The 18,026-nt window shown below is 70.5% G+C and carries 11 protein-coding genes; 8 read left to right on the top strand and 3 right to left on the bottom strand.

Annotation, left to right across the window (positions count from 1 at the left end; all coding sequences use genetic code 11):
* Positions 1 to 1,382 (top strand): 4-alpha-glucanotransferase (malQ, locus tag D7V88_RS25390; protein WP_120543232.1); only part of this gene is annotated, 1,382 nt, incomplete at its 5' end.
* A 70-nt stretch (positions 1,383 to 1,452) separates the two neighbouring features.
* On the opposite strand, the gene D7V88_RS25385 is transcribed toward malQ, so the two are convergent.
* Positions 1,453 to 1,755 (bottom strand): hypothetical protein, encoded by a 303-nt coding sequence (locus D7V88_RS25385; protein ID WP_120543231.1) that lies wholly within the window; start codon positions 1,753 to 1,755, stop codon positions 1,453 to 1,455.
* A 202-nt stretch (positions 1,756 to 1,957) separates the two neighbouring features.
* Between D7V88_RS25385 and D7V88_RS25380 the strand changes: the two genes are divergently transcribed.
* Together D7V88_RS25380 and D7V88_RS25375 are read left to right on the top strand one after the other, a co-directional pair.
* The gene (locus tag D7V88_RS25380; RefSeq protein ID WP_120543233.1) at positions 1,958 to 4,108 is read left to right on the top strand and encodes a BamA/TamA family outer membrane protein; all 2,151 of its coding nucleotides are present in this window, start codon (positions 1,958 to 1,960) and stop codon (positions 4,106 to 4,108) included.
* Complete coding sequence (locus D7V88_RS25375) at positions 4,105 to 8,844, top strand: translocation/assembly module TamB domain-containing protein (RefSeq protein WP_120543230.1); 4,740 nt, start codon at positions 4,105 to 4,107, stop codon at positions 8,842 to 8,844. The genes D7V88_RS25380 and D7V88_RS25375 overlap by 4 nt, the downstream gene beginning before the upstream one ends.
* A gap of 52 nt (positions 8,845 to 8,896) precedes the next feature.
* Here the strand turns inward: D7V88_RS25375 and D7V88_RS25370 are convergent, their stop codons facing one another.
* A complete protein-coding gene (locus D7V88_RS25370; protein ID WP_120543229.1) occupies positions 8,897 to 9,940 on the bottom strand; it encodes a hypothetical protein in 1,044 nt (347 codons plus the stop codon).
* Between the two features lie 250 nt (positions 9,941 to 10,190).
* On the opposite strand from D7V88_RS25370, the gene D7V88_RS25365 reads away from it, so the two are divergent.
* On the top strand, positions 10,191 to 11,456 hold the full coding sequence (locus tag D7V88_RS25365; protein ID WP_244238387.1) for a hypothetical protein: 1,266 nt from the start codon (positions 10,191 to 10,193) through the stop codon (positions 11,454 to 11,456).
* 197 nt (positions 11,457 to 11,653) lie between these two features.
* Here D7V88_RS25365 and D7V88_RS25360 read toward each other — a convergent pair whose 3' ends face one another.
* Positions 11,654 to 12,508 (bottom strand): DNA alkylation repair protein, encoded by an 855-nt coding sequence (locus tag D7V88_RS25360; protein ID WP_120543227.1) that lies wholly within the window; start codon positions 12,506 to 12,508, stop codon positions 11,654 to 11,656.
* A 123-nt stretch (positions 12,509 to 12,631) separates the two neighbouring features.
* Here D7V88_RS25360 and D7V88_RS25355 point away from each other — a divergent pair, with 123 nt between their 5' ends.
* The 4 genes from D7V88_RS25355 to D7V88_RS25340 all read left to right on the top strand — a co-directional run.
* Positions 12,632 to 13,837, top strand: coding sequence for a hypothetical protein (locus D7V88_RS25355; protein ID WP_244238386.1), 1,206 nt, complete (start codon positions 12,632 to 12,634; stop codon positions 13,835 to 13,837).
* Positions 13,838 to 13,913: 76 nt separating this feature from the next.
* Entirely contained in the window at positions 13,914 to 14,984 is a 1,071-nt protein-coding gene (locus D7V88_RS25350) for a hypothetical protein (protein ID WP_120543225.1), read from the top strand.
* 36 nt (positions 14,985 to 15,020) lie between these two features.
* On the top strand, positions 15,021 to 16,325 hold the full coding sequence (locus D7V88_RS25345; RefSeq protein WP_120543224.1) for a hypothetical protein: 1,305 nt from the start codon (positions 15,021 to 15,023) through the stop codon (positions 16,323 to 16,325).
* A 21-nt stretch (positions 16,326 to 16,346) separates the two neighbouring features.
* Positions 16,347 to 18,026: hypothetical protein (locus D7V88_RS25340; protein WP_147448864.1), on the top strand; the 1,680-nt coding region annotated here is incomplete at its 3' end.

Raw genomic sequence — 18,026 nt, 5'->3', positions numbered from 1 at the left:
ACCCCAGCCCCTACGCCACGCGGTCCGCGTTCGGCCTGAACCCGCTCTTCATCGACCTGGACCAGGTGCCGGAGTTCCAGGCCACCGGCGGCGAGGCCGCGCTCAGCGACGAGCAGCGCCAGAAGCTGGGTGAGGCCCGCGCCGCGCCGCGCGTCCGCTACGACCTGGTGTTCCCGCTGAAGGACGCCGCGTTCGCGCGCGCCTTCGACCACTTCGAGAAGCACGAGTGGACGCCCCGCACGCCGCGCGCCCAGGAGTTCCAGAAGTGGCGCGAGGCGCAGGGTGAGTGGCTGGAGAGCTACGCGCTCTTCACCGCCATCAGCGAGAAGGAAGACCGCCGCCCGTGGTGGCAGTGGCCGGAAGGGCTGCGCACGCGCCAGCCTGAAGCCCTGCTCGCCGTGAAGAACCAGGGTCTGGAGCGCCGCGTGCGCTACCACGCCTGGCTCCAGTGGCTGGCGGAGGCGCAGTGGAACGCCGTGCGCGCCCAGGCGAAAGCGAAGGACGTGCTGCTCTGCGGCGACGAGCCCTTCATCATCGGGCAGGACAGCTCCGACTGCTGGGCCCACCCGGACATCCTGCGCCGCGACGCGCGCCTGGGCGTGCCGCCGGACGACTTCTCCGCCACGGGTCAGGACTGGGGCCTGCCCTACTTCGACTTCGCGGCGATGGAGAAGGATGACTACGCGTGGCTCAAGAAGCGCGCGGCCAAGGCGGCCAGCTACTACGACCTGCGCCGCGTGGACCACGCGGTGGGCTACTTCCGTCAGTGGATCCGCGACGACAAGAACCCCACCGGCTACTTCGTCCCGTCGGACGAGGCCACGTGGCGCCGCCAGGGCGAGAAGCACTTCCGCCTGCTGTCGGAGGGCGCGGGCATCGTCGCCGAGGACCTGGGCGTGATTCCGCCCTTCGTCCGTCAAATCCTGGCGGAGCTGAAGCTGCCCGGCTACCGCGTGCTGCGCTGGGAGCGCGACGACAACACGTACCGCGACCCGCACGCCTTCCCCGCCGTGTCGCTGGTCACCACCGGCACGCACGACACGGAGCCGCAGGCCGAGTGGTGGGAGCAGGCGCGCGAGGACGAGCGCCAGAACGCCGCCCGCGCGTGGCCGGAGTTCCAGGGCGTGGCCCTGACGCGCGAATTCACCCCGGACATCCACCGCGCCACGCTGGCCGCCACGCTCAACTCGGGCTCGGACCTGTGCGTGCTGCCGTGGCAGGACGTGCTGGGCACCCGCGACCGCATCAACCTGCCCGGCACCATGGGCGACGCCAACTGGGCCTACCGCATCGCGCAGAACACGGACGCGCTGCTCACGGAAGCCCAGACGAAGGACGCCGCGGAGCGCCTGGCGTGGCTCACCGCGTCCTCGCGACGCTGAGCTTGAAGCACTGAAACATGCCGCCCCGGGGCTGCTGGAAGACAGCCGCCCCGGGAGCCTCGGCCCCGCTTCAGTTCTCGATGCACTTCACCTGGCCGGGGAAGCCGTCGAACACGGCGCACCGGCGGCCCTCCTTCGCGCACTCCAGCCGGTCGCAGATGTTCTCCACGACGCACAGCGGGGGCGAGCGACCGAAGTCCAGGAACAGCTCCGCGCAGTAGCGGAACGGATCCGCGCACCCGAGCGAGCCGCAGTAGGGGGTGTCGGAGAGGTTCTCTCCCTCCTTGAGCATCACCACCTCGTCCTCGTTCACGCCGCAGCCGGTGGCGAGCACCAGCGTGACCGACAGCAGCATCGCGATTCGCCGGACCATAGGGCCCCGAATCTGGCGCACCCCGGGCCCGGTTGCACGCGCCACGGCGACGGGCGAGGCCTAAAGGACACTGACCCGGGACCCGAGGTCGTGGAATGCGACATTCCCGGCACAAAGAAACATTGCGAAACGCGTCAGGCGCTGGCCATCCGGTAAGAACCGTGGCGTGGCCGACGTCCGACTCCTTCGATCCCGCTCCGCCGTGCCCCTCGCGCTGGTCGTGCTGTTGACGGCCTGTGCCACCACTTCGTCCACCCAGCCCTCCGGGCCCAAGGTGAAGTCCCTCGACATCGAGGGAGCGAAGCAGGTGGACGACGGGGACATCAAAGACCGCATCCTCACCTCCGCCACGCCCTGGTACGCGTTCTGGCCGTTCGGCAAGGCGCACTACTTCGACACCAACGCGTGGCAGGCGGACCTGCGCCGCATCGAACGGTTCTACCAGGCCGAGGGCTTCTACCAGGCCCAGGTGGAATCCAACGAGGTCATCCCCGAGGGCGACAAGGCCGTGCGCCTCAAGGTGGTCGTCAACGAGGGCGCGCCCACCCTCATCGACCGCATCGAACCGCACGGGCTGGAGGCACTGGAGAAGGGGGAGGACGCGCCCACGAAGCGCCAGCGCGAGCTCATCCTGGAGGAGCTGCCGGTGCGCTCGGGCGACGTGTTCCGCGAGGACACGTGGGGCGCCACCAAGGAGCTCATCACCGAACGGCTCAAGGACCTGGGCTACGCGGAAGCGGAGGTCACGGGCGAGGTGCGGGTGGACGTGGCCACGCAGAAGGCCATCGTGGACCTGCAGATTGCCCCGGGCCTGCGCTACCGCTTCGGCAACATCTTCATCGCCACGGACGCGAACCCGCAGGTGCCGCCCCGCCGCATCATCGAACAGACGCAGGGCGCGGTCATCAAGGGCGAGTACTTCAGCGAGAAGGCGCTGGCGGAGGCCCAGGCGCGCGTCTTCCGCATGGGCGTCTTCGGCGCGGTGAAGGTGAACCGGGGCGCGCCGGACCGGCAGAACGCCACCGTGCCCGTGGTGGTGGACGTGCGCGAGTCGCCCTTCCACTCCCTGCGGCTGGGCGGCGGTATCGGCGTGGACGCTGCCCGGCAGGAAGGCCGCGTCCTGGGCGAGTGGAGCAACCGCAACTTCCGCGGGGGCCTGCGGCGCCTCACGCTGCGCGGCCGGCTGGGCTACGCGTTCATCCCCAACATCCTGACGGCCCTGCGCAGCGATCCCGACGGCACCCAGGACGGCAAGAGCGGCATCGTGTTCGAAGCCACCACGGAGTTCGAACAGCCGCGCTTCCTCTTCCGCGACCTGCGCCTGCAAGCCTCCGTCACCGCGGAGAAGGGCCTCCAGCAGGCGTACCAGTTCTACGGCGGCTACCTGAAGACGGGCGTCATCTGGCAGCCCCACGATTCCTTCTCCGTCTTCCCCTCGTACAACCTCCAGCTCTACCGGCTGGAGGGCAAGGTGTCAGCGGATGAGACCGTGCCGCCCATCATCCTGGGCTGCGACAACCCGGACGGGAAGTGCGACGTCGCGCTGAGCTTCCTGGAGGTGGCGTTCGCCTGGGACCGGCGCGATGACCGCACCGAGCCTCGCGACGGCTACTACGTGGGCTTCTCCATCCAGAAGGGCGGCAAGCCGTTCTTCGGCAACTACGACTACGTCCGGCTGCTGCCGGACCTGCGCTTCTACTACTCCATCGGGGAGAAGAAGGACCTGACGATGGCGGTGAAGCTGCGCATGGGCACGCTGAACTCTCTGGACGGCAAGCCCAGCTCCATCGTCACCCGCTTCTTCTCCGGTGGCGCCACCGCCATGCGCGGCTTCAACGGCCAGCGCCTGTCGCCCATGACGCCGCTCACGCCCAGCTACAAGACGGACGACGACGGCAACACGCTGGTGGACGCGGACGGCAACCCCATCCTGGACGAGTGGAACACGGTGCCCGTGGGCGGCAACAGCCTCTTCGAGACCTCCGTGGAGCTGCGCTACATGCTGACGGACAGCCTGATGCTGGCCGTCTTCTACGACACCGGTCTCGTAGGCACGGAGCACCTGGTCGGCAAGAACGCGCCCAAGTTGTTCGGTCCCGAGCACTACCACGCCGTGGGCGGCGGTCTGCGCTACCTCACGGTCGTGGGACCCATCCGACTGGACATCGCAAGGCGTCTGAACATCGGGCGGGGATTGCCCGTCAGCGACCCCGCATACATCTATCCGTCCTCTGGTGGATGCCTGGGCTTCGGACGCAAGTTCGACAAGACCTCGACCTCCCCGGAAGCCGCGTTCGCCGGTGCCCCTGAAGGGCTGTGCGCGGTCCACATCTCCATCGGAGAGGCGTTTTGAGCCAGTCGTCCACGACCCCCGCCCCCGCACCGCCCCACCGGCGCAAGCGCTGGGGTCGGAGGTTGCTGTGGGGCCTGCTCGGCTTGCTCGGTCTCATCGTCCTGCTGGTGGTGGGCGCGCTCGTCTACGCCACCAGCGCGGGCGGTTCGGCGCGCCTCGCGCGCTTCGGCGTCGACCTGGCGAACAAGCAGTTCGCGGGCCGCCTGGAGCTGGGCGGCTTCGACCTGGACCTCAACGGCGCAGTCCTCACCGGCATCAAGCTCTACACGCCCGAAGGGGACCTGGCGGCGGAAGTGGCCCGCGTGGAGGCGCGGCTGAGCCTGTCGCCGCTCCTGGGCCAGTCCGTGGACCTGACGAAGGTGCGCATCGAGACGCCGCGCCTGTACCTGGTGCAGGACGAGCGCGGGCTCAACCTGATGCGCGCGCTGGAGCCCCGGGAGCCCAAGCCGGAGGAGCCTCCCACCGAAAGCACCAGCAAGCTGGTCATCCACCTCAAGGACTTCGAGCTCACCCACGGCTACGTGGACTTCCAGCAGGAGCTGCCCGACGGCGGTGAGCGGCAGGTGCGCCTGGAGGAGTTCGGCGCGAAGGGCGAGGGCAGCTACGCGCTGGCGTCGCAGGACTTCTCCGCGGACCTCCAGGCCACGGGCGGCCTCACCCGTCCGCTCACCGGGCCGGTGCGGCTGGTGCTCAAGGGCTCCGGCAAGGAGCTGGTGCGCAACGTGGATGCGCAGTTGGGCCTGGCGGGCGTGGAAGCGGACCTGGGTGCGAAGCAGTCCGGGGCCACGGCCGCGTCGGTGGAGCTGCGGCGACTGTATGTGCCGCCGGAGCCGGTGAAGGCGTTCGTGCCCGCGTACCCGCTCATCGTGCCCATCGAGGCGAAGGGCACCGCGTCCATGGACGGCGACCTCGCGACGGCGAAGCTGGGCGCGACCGCGGGCAAGGCCACGCTGGACGTCGCGGGCGACGCGAACCTCAAGACCTTCCGCACCCAGGAGACCACCGTGAAGGCGCGCGGGGTGAACCTGGCGGAGCTGATGGAGAACGGCATCCCCACGAACATCGCCGCGGACCTCATCGCGCACGGCGGTGGCGACAGCGTGGAGACGCTGGATGGCGACGTGGCCCTCACCGTGTCCCCTTCCGAATACCGGGGCCAGTCGGTGGGCCCCATCGAGATGAAGGCCAGCGCGAAGGACGGCCACTATCAGGTGGGCAACCTGCGCGTGATGATGCCGGGCGCGGCGTTCATCGCGTCGGGTGAGGGCACCGCGAAGTCGCTGGAGGCGCGCGGCAGCCTGTCCGCGGGCAACCTGAAGCTGCTGTCGCAGGCGCTGGACAAGCTCTTGCCCGGTGGCACCGTGCCGCCGTTGTCCGGCAGCGGTTCGCTGGAGCTGCAGGTGCAGGGTCCGCCGACCACGCCGGCCGTGAAGGTGGACGGCAACTTCGTCACGCTGGGCTACGGCGACATCGCCATCAAGGACCTGTCGCTCAAGGCCAGCGTCCCGGACGTCAGCCGGCCGCTCACCACCGACGCCACCGTGCTCATCAGCGAGCTGAAGACGGGCGGGCGCAGCTTCCGCGACCTGTCCGTCGCGCTCACCACGGACGAGCAGCGGGAATTGAAGGCCAGCGTGCGCGTGGAAGGCGACGCGCAGCTCGCCCTGGGCGTGGAGGGCACGGTGGATGAAGACAACGAGGGGCTCGCGATGCGCGCCTTCTCGCTGTCGTGGCCGGAGGCCACCTGGACGCTCCAGCAGCCCACGCACCTGGCGTTCGGCGGGGGCCGCATCGCGCTGTCGCCGCCGCTCCAGTTGGCGTCGGAGTCGCAGACGCTGAAGGTGGCGGCGGTGAAGGACGGCGAGCGCATCGACGCGCGCATCGACCTGGGCGCCTTTGACTTGTCGAAGCTGCCGCGCATCGCGGTGCCGGAGTCGCTGGGCCTGGGCGGCACGCTGTCCGGCCACGTCGCGGCGAAGGGACGCATGGCGCGGCCGGACGCGGACGTGGACCTCACCTGGGCGGACGGCCGGGCGCGCGGATATCAGGACCTGGGGCTCGCGCTGAAGGCGCAGTACGTGAAGGACCGGGTCACCGGCACGCTGGCCGCGGGCCTGAGCGCGGCCCGGGTGTCCTCCCAGTTCGACGTGCCGGTGCAGGGTGTGCTGCGCCGCCGCAACGAGCCCCTGTCCGTGACGGTGAACCTGGAGAAGCTCGACGTCGCGGAAGCGCTGAAGCTCGCCGGTCAGCCGCCCGGTCCCAGCGGTCAGATGACCGGCAAGCTGGTGGTGAACGGCTCCGCGAAGGACCCGCGCCTGGACCTGCTCCTGAGCGGCAGCGAGCTGCGCTACCCGGGCCGTCCGGAGGCCCTCTTCGCGCAGGCGTTCGGCTTCGACCTGCGCGCCAGCTCCGACGCGAACGACGCCACCCTGGGCGCGCGCCTGGACGTGAAGGGCCTGGCCCCGCAGGCGTACGTCGCGCTGAAGACGCCCTTCACGCTGGGCGGCGTCATCGCGAAGCCGCCCACGCCCGCGCAGGCGATGGAGGCACCGGTGCGCCTGGAGGCGCTCGTGGCGGAGCTGCCGCTGGCCCTGCTCCAGGGCATGGAGGGCGTGGAGAAGCCGGACGGCACGGTGACGCTGAAGGCGGACGTGAGCGGCACCGCGCTGGCGCCGCTGGGCCGGGTGGAGGTGCAGGCCCGCGCGGTCACCGCCAACGGCCTGCCGAAGCTCAACGGCTCCGCGCTGGCGCTCGCGGGTGAGAAGGACGTGAAGCTGACGCTGGACGTGCAGCGTCCCAACGGGCCGCTGGCGATGCTGGAGGCGCGCGTGCTGGCGCCCCTGGCCGCGCTCCAGGACCGCGAGGTCATCAGCCGCGTCCCCTTCCGCATGAAGGGCCGCGTGGGACCGGTGCCCCTCAATGAGATTCCCGGCATGGCGCAGCCGAACATGGGCAACAAGGGGCCGCAGGGCGTGCTGTCCATGGAGATCGCCGCGCGAGGGACGCCCGAGGCGCCCGAAATCGAGATGAGCGCGGGCATGCAGGGCCTGGGCATGGCGCAGACGGCGCTGGGCCAGGCGCGGCTGACGTATGCCTATTCCGGGGCGAAGTCCCTCTTCGACGCGATGCTCACCGCGCCCGGAGGCGGCTCGCTGACGCTGGGGGGCACGCTGGACCTGGACCTGTCCCTGCCCGCGTTCCAGTCCGAGCAGGGGCCGGCGAAGAAGGTGGACCGGGCGCCGGTGGAGCTGGCGCTGCGCGCGCGCGCCTTCGACCCGTCGTTCCTCTCCGGCATCTCGCCGTACGTGCGTTCGCTGGGCGGCATCATGCAGGCGGACGCGAACCTGGGCGGCACCGTGGGCGCGCCCACCTTCAAGGGCGACCTGGCGTGGAAGGACGGCAAGCTGGGGCTGATGGGCTTTGGCGAGTACCACGACATCCAGCTCGCGCTGAACGCGTCGCAGGAGCGCATCGACTTGAAGCAGCTCACCGCGAAGTCGGGCGGCGGGTCGCTGGAGTTGACGGCCACCGCGGTCCGCCAGGGCAAGAGCGGCGAGTTCGTGCTGGAGGGCAAGGGCAACACCAAGAACCTGCCCATCGTGGTGGAGGACCAGCTCATGGCCCTGCTGTCCATGAACCTGTCCATGAAGGGCAGCCTCACGGACCGGCTCGTGAACATCAACGACCTGAGCATCCCGGAGGCACACGTCGAGCTGCCGGAGGCCAAGCGCAAGGACCTGCAACCGCTGGAGCGCCCCGTCGACGTGGTGATGGTGCGCAACGGCGTGCCGGTGGACAAGCGCAAGCGGGCGAAGCAACAGGCGCCCACGCAGGTGGCCGTGGGCGGCGACCCGCGCAAGGCGCCGGACGCGGCCCCAGGCACGAAGGGCAATCCCCCGGAGGCGGGCACCGCCGTGGGCGGCGCGGGCGGGCTGTCCACCGAGCCGACCGAGGCCGAGCTGGCGGAGGGCGAAGAGGAGGACGAGGGTCCGCCGCAGCGTCAGTTCTGGGTGAACATCAACGCGCCCCGCAACCTGTGGGTGCGCGGCACGGACCTCAACATCCAGCTCGGCCTGTCCGAGGGCTTCCGCGTCGAGTACGCCAACGAGCCGCGCATGTTCGGCGAGGTGATGGTGCTCTTGGGCCGCGTGGACGTGCTGGGCCGCCGCTTCGACGTGCAGCGCGACAGCCAGGTGCGCTTCACCGGCCCGGTCCTCTCGCCGTACATCAACGTCACCGCCGAGCACCGCAACGACAACGCGGCCGTCACCGTCTTCGTCACCGTGCGCGGTCAGGGCAAGGAGATCACCCTCAAGACGAGCAGCGAGCCGTCCCTGCCGGAGTCGGAAATCTACACGCTGCTCGCCACCGGCCGGCGCACGCTGGAGCGCGGCTCGGGCGCGTCGATGAACGCGGGCGCACAGGCGGCGTCGGTGGTGGGTTCGTTCGTCGCCAACGAGGCGCGCAAGGCCATCGCCGCGAAGCTGCCCCTGGACGTGCTCTCCATCGAAGCGGGCGACAGCGGCATCGCCGGCACCAAGCTGGAGGTGGGCACCTACGTGACGGATAAAATCTACGTGGGCTACACCGGCCGGGTGGGCGCGAACCTCCAGAAGGGGGAGAACGCCAACGCCGTGCGCTTCCAGTACCTGTTCAGCCCGCGCTGGAGCCTGGAAGGCCAGTACGGCGACGCGCGCTCCGGCGGCCTGGACCTCATCTGGACCAAGGAATACTGACCGCGCGCCCGGGTGATGACATCCCCCCGGGCGGCGGCTTCAGGCCTGACGGCTACAGCGCGTAGACGGCGTAGCAGGCGCCCATGGGCCCCACGCCGGTGGTACCCGCGCCGGGCGAGCTGCGCCACACGCCCTCCGCGCCGCACTGCTGCCAGACGGTGCTGGAGGTCTGCACGCAGGTGCGCGTGGGGACGCCCCGGCCCAGGCGCGTGGACTGGCAGTAGGGGAAGGACACGGTGCAGTTGGACGGCTTCACCGTGCCGCCCGCGGTGAAGGTGCCCGACAGGCACTGGCGCCACAGCGCGTCCGATGAACTCTGCACGCACGACGCCTCCTGCACCGTGGCGTCCACCGTGCCGGAGTAGCAACCCTCCGCGCTCGTCGGCCACGGGTAGGCCGTCAGGTAGCGATTGTAGATGGACGCCATCAGCGACGAGCCGCCCACGGTCGTCCTGCCACACTGGGTCGCGTACGCGCCCACCCAGGGCGTGTACGTGTAGAGCGCCGCGGTGGCCATGTTGACGGGCTTCACCGAGCACGGGTCGGACGTGGCCTTCGTCACCCCCACCTTCCAGCCGGAGATGGTGGCGCGGCCCGCCTCCAGGTCGGTGAGGTAGCCGCGCATCTTCTTCGCGGCGCACTCCACCTGCTTACCGAAGCCCACGTATTGCGCGTCACACCCGCTGGTGTCCGGACAGCCACAGCCCGTCGCCTTGCTCAGGTTGGTGGACGTGCCGCTCTGGATGAGGCTGGACTCGCCCTGGATGCGCGCCAGCATGTACAGCGGGCTGATGTTGGACGCGCGCGAGCGCTCCACGATGAGCGTCGCCGCGGTCTTGCCGTACGCCGGATCCGTGTAGCCCGCCAGGTACGAGCCCTGCTGCTGGAGGAACTGCTGCACCTGGGCCGGCGTGATGGCCGTCCCGCCCGTGACGTCCGAGTCCTCCAAGAGCCGGTGCATGTCGTACTTCGTCGTCGCCTCCTGGAGCACCTGCCCGGTCAACTCGTCGACCACGGGCGCCTCGTCACCAGTCAGGGGACCACAGCCGGCCGCCAGCAGCGCGGGCACCAGCAGCACGCTCAATCGGAGCTTCATCTCGCACCTCGGGGAGGGCCGCGGGAGACACATGCACCGACAGCGTCGGCCTCCTCGTGGCCAGGGGAGCCCGGGCTGTAGCCGGTGGGGCGAGGCTGACTCAAGATATTCCTGGATTTAGGGAATAAGCCCCGATGTGGGTGTCGCTGGCGGTCCGGGTGGGAGGGGCGGGACGGCGTGGGCGCAGGGTAAAGTTCCGGACATGCGGACCGTCCCCATGATGCGTCGGAAGTGTTGGTCGTTGCTTGCCGTGAGTCTGCTCGCGTTGGCGGGCTGCTCGGATTCGAGCGAGCCGGGCGAAGAGCCCGGACCGGGCACGGATGGCCCCGGGGTGATCCCCGATGACGGCTCCGAATGCCTGGGCGCGAAGTTCCTGACCTCGCTCGGCAAGGACAAGCTGCTGGTGGGCGCGCAGATGGAGGATGAGACGGCGAAGAGCGCTCCCTTCGACGTGCGCTACCTGTACATCGCGGCGGGCCTGTTCGATTCGAAGGACGCGTGCAATTCGTGCGCGTCCGGGTGCACGTCGAACGGGGCGTCGTGCTCCAACAGCGGTGAAGGCTGCGGGTGGTGGGGTTGCTGGCAGTACGACCAGGATCCGCCCGGCGCCTACGTGCGTGACTTCATCAAGGTGTCCAAGGACCAGGGACAGATTCCGTTCATCACCTACTACGAGGAGTTCCAGGCGAGCGGCTACACCGAAGGCAAGCAGCAGCTTGCGGCGCTCAACGACGCGAAGTTCCTGGAGCGCTACCTCGCGGACTGGCGCTTCCTGCTGAAGCAGGTGGGCCAGGAGAAGGTGATGCTCCAGATTGAACCGGACATGTGGGCCTACCTCCAGTTCTTCCCGGCGGACGGCAAGCCGCAGTCCACGCCGGTGGCGCTGAAGGCCGCGAACCCCACGGACTGTGGCGGGCAGGAGAACAACGCCGTGGGCCTGGGCAAGTGCATGATCGCCATGGCCCGCAAGTACGCGCCCAACGCGAAGGTGGGCCTGCACGCGAGCGCGTGGGCGACGAAGACGGACGTGTCCGCGAACACGGATCCGTCGTTCAACGTGGCGGCGGAGGCGAACAAGGTCGCCGACTTCCTGTTGCAGGTGGGCGCGGCGGACACCGACTTCGTCACGGTGGAGGCGTCCGACCGCGACTCGGGCTGGTACGAGAAGACGCAGGGCAAGGCTGGGTGGTGGGATCCGGAGAACCACACGCTGCCGCACTTCCACCAGGCCCTCACCTGGGCGAACGCCATCACCCTGCGCCTGAACAAGCCGCACCTGTGGTGGCAGCTCCCGCTGGGCAACATGAGCCTGCCCAACACCAATCAGCAGTGGCGCGACAACCGCGTGGACTACTTCCTCACGCACCCCGCGGAAGTGGCCAAGGCGGGCGGCGTGGGCTTCCTCTTCGGCGCCGGCAACTACGAGCAGACCACGCCGGAGACGGACGGCGGCAACTTCGTCAAGCGCGTGAAGGCGTACAAGGCGTCGGGCGGCCAGGGCGCGTGCGTGCCCTGAGCAGGTGATGTGATTCCGCATCCCGGTGCTTCTTCGGAGGCACCGGGGTGGGTTTCTCCTTCCGCGTCCGGTGCGTTGTTGAAGGCACCGGGCACGGAGGGCGTGCTGCACGGCGGAAGGCATCGCCGCGTGTGAGCTGGAGCGGGGAGGCTGCCCCGCTCGCTCCGCGCGGTGGGGCCATCACCGATTCCCCGGAACTACGCGCGCGGGCGCGTGCGCGCGGAGGCCGTGCGCTTCTTCGCGGGCTTCGTGGCAGCCGTCTTCGGCTTCGATTCCCGTGTGACAGCGCTCGGAGACTTCCGCGCCGGCTTCTTCGCCACCGTGCGCGCGGAGGCGCCCTGCCCCGCTCCCTTTGCCTCACGCTTCGACTTCGCCGCGGCCGTGTCACCCTTCCGCGCCTGGATCTTCTGGATGTACTGCGAGGCGTCCGGCGTCTCGCAGGCCGTGTCACCGTGGTCCACCTCCACCTTGCCCAGCCGCTTCGCCGTCGCGAGCGCCGCCGTCTGGAGCGCGCCGCCCTGCGCCCCCAGCGCGATGAGCGCGCTGTTCATCGCTTCGCGGACCCGGTTCTTCGCCGTCGGCAGTTCCTGTTCGATGCGCTTCACCCACGGCGCCAGGTCCTCCCCCGCGAGCACCGTCGACTTCACGAGCAGCGAGGCGAGCAGTTGCCAGCCCGCGCGCCCCACCCATTCCGAGGAGGACCGTGTCCACTCCAGCGCCTTCAACGCATGGGGTGAGCGCAGCGCCACGTTCGACACGAACACGTCCGTCAGCGTGTGCCAGTCGAGCGACTTCGCCCAGGCTCCCAGCTCCGTCCAGGACAGCGCGGGAGCATCCACGACCATCGTCGCCAGCAAGCGCGCATCGGTATGCCCCGACACCCACAGCGACCGGGCGAGCGTTGGATCCGTGCCGATGCGCTTCTTCAGCACGCCCAGCGGACCGAAGTTCACGCCGGACAGGGGCTCCGGAGCTCCGTGTCGGAGGTACGTCTTGCGTGTCTGCGGCGAACCCAGCCGCTCCAGCTCCTGCATCGTCTCATCGAGGGTCATGGCGGGCGCAGTCTGGCACGGAGTCGGCGCCAGGGCAGGTCCCGCGCGGTAGCTCAAACGAGTGACTGCACCACCCGTCCTCCGCTCTCTAACTTGGCGCTCTTGAAGGGCTGATGTCGCGCCATGCGAGGGGAGAAACCGATGACCAGCACCGGCTTCATGTCCGAGGAGTCCCTTGATGCCATGGACGCCTGGGAGGGAGCGGATGCCCTCCAGGAGCTGGAGGAACTCGCGGATGCGTTCAGCGAGTTCGACGGCTTCGAGGCGGACGGCTTCGAGGGTGAAGGGTTCGAGTTGGAGGGCTTCGAGGACGACGGTTTCGAGGAGCTGTTCGCCGCCGCCGAGGAGGAGGACGCCTTCCTGGAGGACGACGGCTTCGAAGGCTTCGAACAGAACCCGGCCACCGGCCTGTTCACGCCGTCCACCGCGCAACGCCTCGTCTCCGGTCCCGCGGCCGTCGCGCTCGCCCGGACGCTCAACCCGTTCGTCCTGGAGTCCATGGACGCTGACGACTCCGAGGCCTTCCTGCGCCGCGTCGCCCGGCGTGCCCGGGCCGCCGCGCGCGGCGTCGCGCGGGGTGTCCGGCAGGTGGGCCGCCTGGGTGGGGCCGCGCTGCGCCGCGCCGCGCCCCTGCTCAGCCGCGCGCTACCCATCATCCAACGTGTGGCCGGGGTCGCGGGCCCGTGGGGCCGCGTCGTCGCCGCGGGGATTGGCGCCGCTCGGGGGCTGATGCGCGGCCAGGGCTTGAGGGGCGCGCTCGCGGGGGCCGTGGGCGGCCTCATCCCGGGCGTGGGCGGACGGATCGCGTCCTCCATCCTGCGCGGGGACGGCGCGGACGACGACGCCTCGCTGGACGCGCTCGCGGACATGGCGGACGCGCGGCAGGTGCCCGCCGCCGTGGCCCTTCCGCTGGGCGCGGGCCTCGCGGCGCGCATGGTGAGCCGGCAGGCGGTGCCCACGGTCGCCGCGCTCGGAGCCGCCGCCCAGGGCGCCGTGCGCTCCCGCACGCGCGGCCTGGAGCAGTACCTGATGCGCGTGGCGCGGCAGGTGCCGGGCGGCCCGGGACGCCGGCTGCGCATCCTGCGCGCCATCGCCCAGGTGTGCGCGAGGAACCTGCGTCAGCGGGGGCCGGGCGGCGCCATCGCGGCGATGCCCCAGGTGGTGCGGAGCGCGAGCCAGCGGGTCGTCACCCGCGCGGTCCAGGCGCCCAGGCTCGGGGTCGTCCCGCCGCGAGTGGCGGCGCGCCGGGTCCAGGCACGGCAGCAGGTGATGCGCCGCATCCCCGTCTCCGCCGTCAGCGCCGCGAGCGTCCGTCAGGCGCGCGCCTGAGGCGCCGCCGTTTCATCCCTTCAACACACTTTCAGGACCAGCCAACACAAGCCAGGTCACGCAAGGAGGAGTAGCCATGCAACAGCCGCAGCCTTTCGAGGAGGAGTTTTCCGGCCAGGATGAGATGTCCGACCTGATGGCCGAGGGCGAAGAGGGCTTCGAGGGCGAAGGCTTCGAAGCCGAGGGCATGGAGGGCGAAGGCTTCGAGTCCGAAGGCATGGAGGGCGAAGGCTTCGAGGGCGAGGGCATGGAGGCCGAGGGCTTCGAAGCCGAGGGCATGGAGGCCGAGGGCTTCGAGGGCGAGGGCATGGAGGCCGAGGGCTTCGAGATGGAGGGCATGGAGGGCGAGGGCTTCGAGGGCGAGGGCTTCGAGTCCGAAGGGGCCGACGCGCTCGCGGACGCCTTCGCCGAGGCCATGGACGCCCAGGACGAGGAGGAGTTCCTGCGGCGCCTCAGGGCCGGCGCCCGCCGGCTGATGCAGGTCGCCGGGCCGACGGTCCGGCGCATCGGACAGCGCACCATGCCCATCGCCATGCGGCTGTTGCGGCAGGCGGCGCCGCGCGTGGGCGGCATCGTGGGACAGGAGATTGGCCGCACCGTGGGAGGGCTGCTGCGCGCGGACGCCATGGACGCCTTCGCGGATGCCGCGGCGGACTACGCCAGCGACGAGGACATGGAGGCATTCACGCGGGTGCTGGGCGGACTCGCGGCGCGCCACGTGGTGCGCTCGACGATTCCTCCCGCGCGCCGCCGTCAGCAGCCCCAGCAGGCGCGGGCCCTGGGCCGGGCCGTGGGCCAGATGACGTCGCACCTCGCCCAGCGCGTCGCCCAGCGCTACGGGCCGCGCGCGCTGCCGGCGGTGACGCGCGTCGTGCGCCAGGTGACGCGCCTGGTGCGCCAGCAGGGCGCGAGCCCCCAGGCGGTGCCGCGGATGATCCGCCGCATCGGCACGCGGGTGGTCGCCAGTCCCCAGGTCGTGCGCCGGCTGGCGCGGCCCAATCCCGCCGCGCGGCAGCTCCGCGCGAGCGCGGGGATCCGCCGGCCCGCCCAGCGCAACCGGATGGACACCATGATGGCCGGCAGGCCCGGCACGCGCCGCCTGCGCACCGTCGTGCTCAGGGGGCCGGTGCGCGTCGTCGTGCGGTGAGTGGAGCCACGCAGGGGGGCGGGGGGAGACAGACACATGGCGGACGCGCTTCAGCAGTTCCTGCGGGCCAAGGTCCAGAGCATCACGTTCCGCGCCGGGAGGCTTTCACGCCTCACGCCGCAGGACGTGGGGATCCGGCCACGGGACGTCCCCTTCGCTCCCTCCGCCGCGCACTTCGCCGCGGCCAACGCGCGGTTGGGGGAGATCGACCGGGGCGTGCGCGAAGCCGTCGCGCGCCTGAATGGCCGGCTCCGTGGCGCCCCGCTCCAGCCGCATGAGGTGCTGGAGCGCAACGCCCTGGTGGAGCGGGAGATCGACCGCGCCCGCCGCGCCTACGGCCTCTTCTTCGACGTCTTCAGCCAGCGGGGCACGCGGTTCGCTCCGGCGCTGGCGGCCTGCGACGTCATCGCCGTGGACTGCTTCCAGGCCGTCCGGCGCGCCTCGCCCGGACTGCTGACCGGCCCGATGCTCAAGCCCATCACCTACCTGGAGCACAGCTTCTCCCCGGCAACCTTCCGACGGGGCGTGCTGCTCAGGAGGCTCTTGGGGGAGCGCAACCCCTTCCCGCTCATCCGCGTGCCGTACGAGCGCGTGGAGGCGCCCTGGGGCATGGGCGTCATCCTCCACGAAATCGGGCACAACCTGCAGGCGGACCTGGGCATCTGGCAGGAGACGGAGGTGGCCCTCCAGCGCCGGGTGCTGGGCGTGACGGGCAACCCGTGGCTCACGCGCCTGTGGGGCCGCTGGCACAAGGAGATCTTCGCGGATCTGATCGCGTGCCTCCTGGGCGGGCCCGCGTCGGTCCATTCCATGAAGGACTTCCTCGCGTACCCACCTTCGCGCGTGCTGACGTTCCATCCGCTCAGCGCGCACCCCACGCCGTACCTGCGGGTGCTCATCCAGGCGGAGATGCTCCGGCGGATGGACTTCCCCCGCCAGGCGCGGGACGTGCGCGACAACTGGTACCGGCTGTACCGCGCAAGGCTTCCGGGCGCGCGCATTCCGGAAGTGCTCCTGCGCACCGCGGCCCGCGTCATCCCCCACGTGGTGGATGAAATCGCGTTCCAGCCGCGCCGGGGCCTGGCGCAGCGCGCGCTGGCGGACGTGGTGCCGTTCTGGCCGTCGGATCAGGAGCGCATCCTCCGGGCCGCTGAGTCCCTGGCACGGGGACAACTGCCCTCGGGACTGCCGCCCCGCTACGTGGTGAGCGCCAGCCGCGAGGCGCTCGAACGAAGGCTGGCCCCGCCCGAGCAGATCTCACGGACGGTGCTCAATCATCTGGTGAGGCTTGGCTCGCGGGATGCGCGGATGCCAGGCGTGAGCGTCACCCTGGCCGCATGACAGGACCTCAAGGGAGGGACGATGTACGAGAACACGAAGGGGCGGAGCACCGCGGCGACCATGGAGATGACGTCCACCGCGAAGACGAAGTTCGACGAGTTCCTGCGCCGTCAGCTCGGCGTCTCGGACGCGCGCGATCCCACGTCGGTGGTGAACGCGCTGCGCAAGCTCTACCCGACGACGGCCGCGCGGCTGGATGACGAAAGCCGGGGTCAGTCCATCCGCGTCCAGGCCACGCCCGAACCTTCCGCCGGGGTGATGGTCAGCACCGGGGATTCGCCCGGCATGCGCAGATTCCGGCAGCAGCGCCAGGCGCTGCAGGACGACCTGAGGTTCGCGGTGGAGCTGGCGTCCAACCGCGACTTCAAGGAGCCGGTGGACGGCTGGCGCGACTCCATCCTCGCGGAGATGGATGAAGGCGAGGCCGCGTCGTACCGGGCGGTGGATCCGGTGGCGCGCGACCGGACCTTCTACACCGTGCGCAAGCTGGGCGACTGCGCCCGCGTGGCGCGCATGGTGGGGATGATCAACCCCACGGTGAGCCCGGAGTTCGGCCGGCTGGCGGCCACGCTGGACGAGGGTTCCATGCTCTTGCGCATCCTCGCGGGGGAGTCCCTCTTCCGAGCGGGCTTCGACAAGGGCGGCACCGTGTTCCAGGTCGCGCTCCAGGACCTGCGCCAGCGCCGCGAAGCGCTCATCAACGCGCTGGAGCAGCTCACCGCCACCAGCATCCAGGAGGGCGGCGACGACTGGGGTGACGGCCAGGCCTCCTACGGCAAGCTGCTGGAGCGGCTGCGCACGCAGGGCCAGTCCGACCTGCGCTCCATCGTCCGGCCCGACGCGATGTCGCGGCTGTTGGAGGTCCTCCTGAACCACGCGCCCCGGGCGCAGACGGAGGACATGCGGGGCATCGCGTCCGCGGTGCCCATGGAGCTGCTCCAGTTGCGGCGGCTGCGTGACGTGGCGGGGAGCCTGTTGGACACGTCCGGCTTCAGCAACGCCTCCTACCTGGATCCCACCCGGGGCCAGGGCGCGTCCGCGCCGCTGGCGGCCTTCACCGAAGCGCTCACGCTCTTCATCAACGCCTTCGACCAGCCCAACGCCGGGGCGCGGCTGCTCAACATGGTCCTCCCCGCCCCCCTGGCCTTCCAGGAGCGGGCCGACAAGGAGCAGGAGCTGCACGACAAGTTCCGCGAGCGGGCGGCCGTCCAGGAGCAGGTGGACGAGCTCCTGATGGACCCGACGACCGCGGACGAGTTCTGGAAGGAGCTGGCCCGGTTGGATCGCAAGCTGTACCACATCGACCGGGTCATCGACCTGTACCTGCTGGACTACGACGAGGCCACCATTCCGGGCGGCGGCAACCGCGTCCTCTTCCATACGGAGATGCTGGAGCAGTTGGACGAGAACGTGGATGTCTTCGTCCTGGACGCGGCGTTCCTCAAGGAGCAGTGCGGCCTGGAAGAGGACACGCTGGCCCTGGCGAACACGCTGACCCAGGGCGCCGAGGACCGGGTGGAGGACATCGAGGAGGACCGGAACCACAAGTTCAGCGTCCCCACGGGTTCGCACTGCAACGTCGGCGAGCAGTACCAGGTGCCTCCGCCGATGCGCGTCTCGTTGGACCGGCTGGAGCGCCACTTCCCGGTGTACGGCGTGGATGTCCCCCAGCCGAACCCGAACCCGCCGCCCGGAATGGTG

Origin of the sequence: Corallococcus terminator (genome assembly GCF_003611635.1) — a bacterium.
Taxonomy (GTDB): Bacteria; Myxococcota; Myxococcia; order Myxococcales; family Myxococcaceae; genus Corallococcus; species Corallococcus terminator.
Note: the sequence above shows the minus strand (reverse complement) of the source record. Positions and strands in the feature narration are given on the sequence as shown.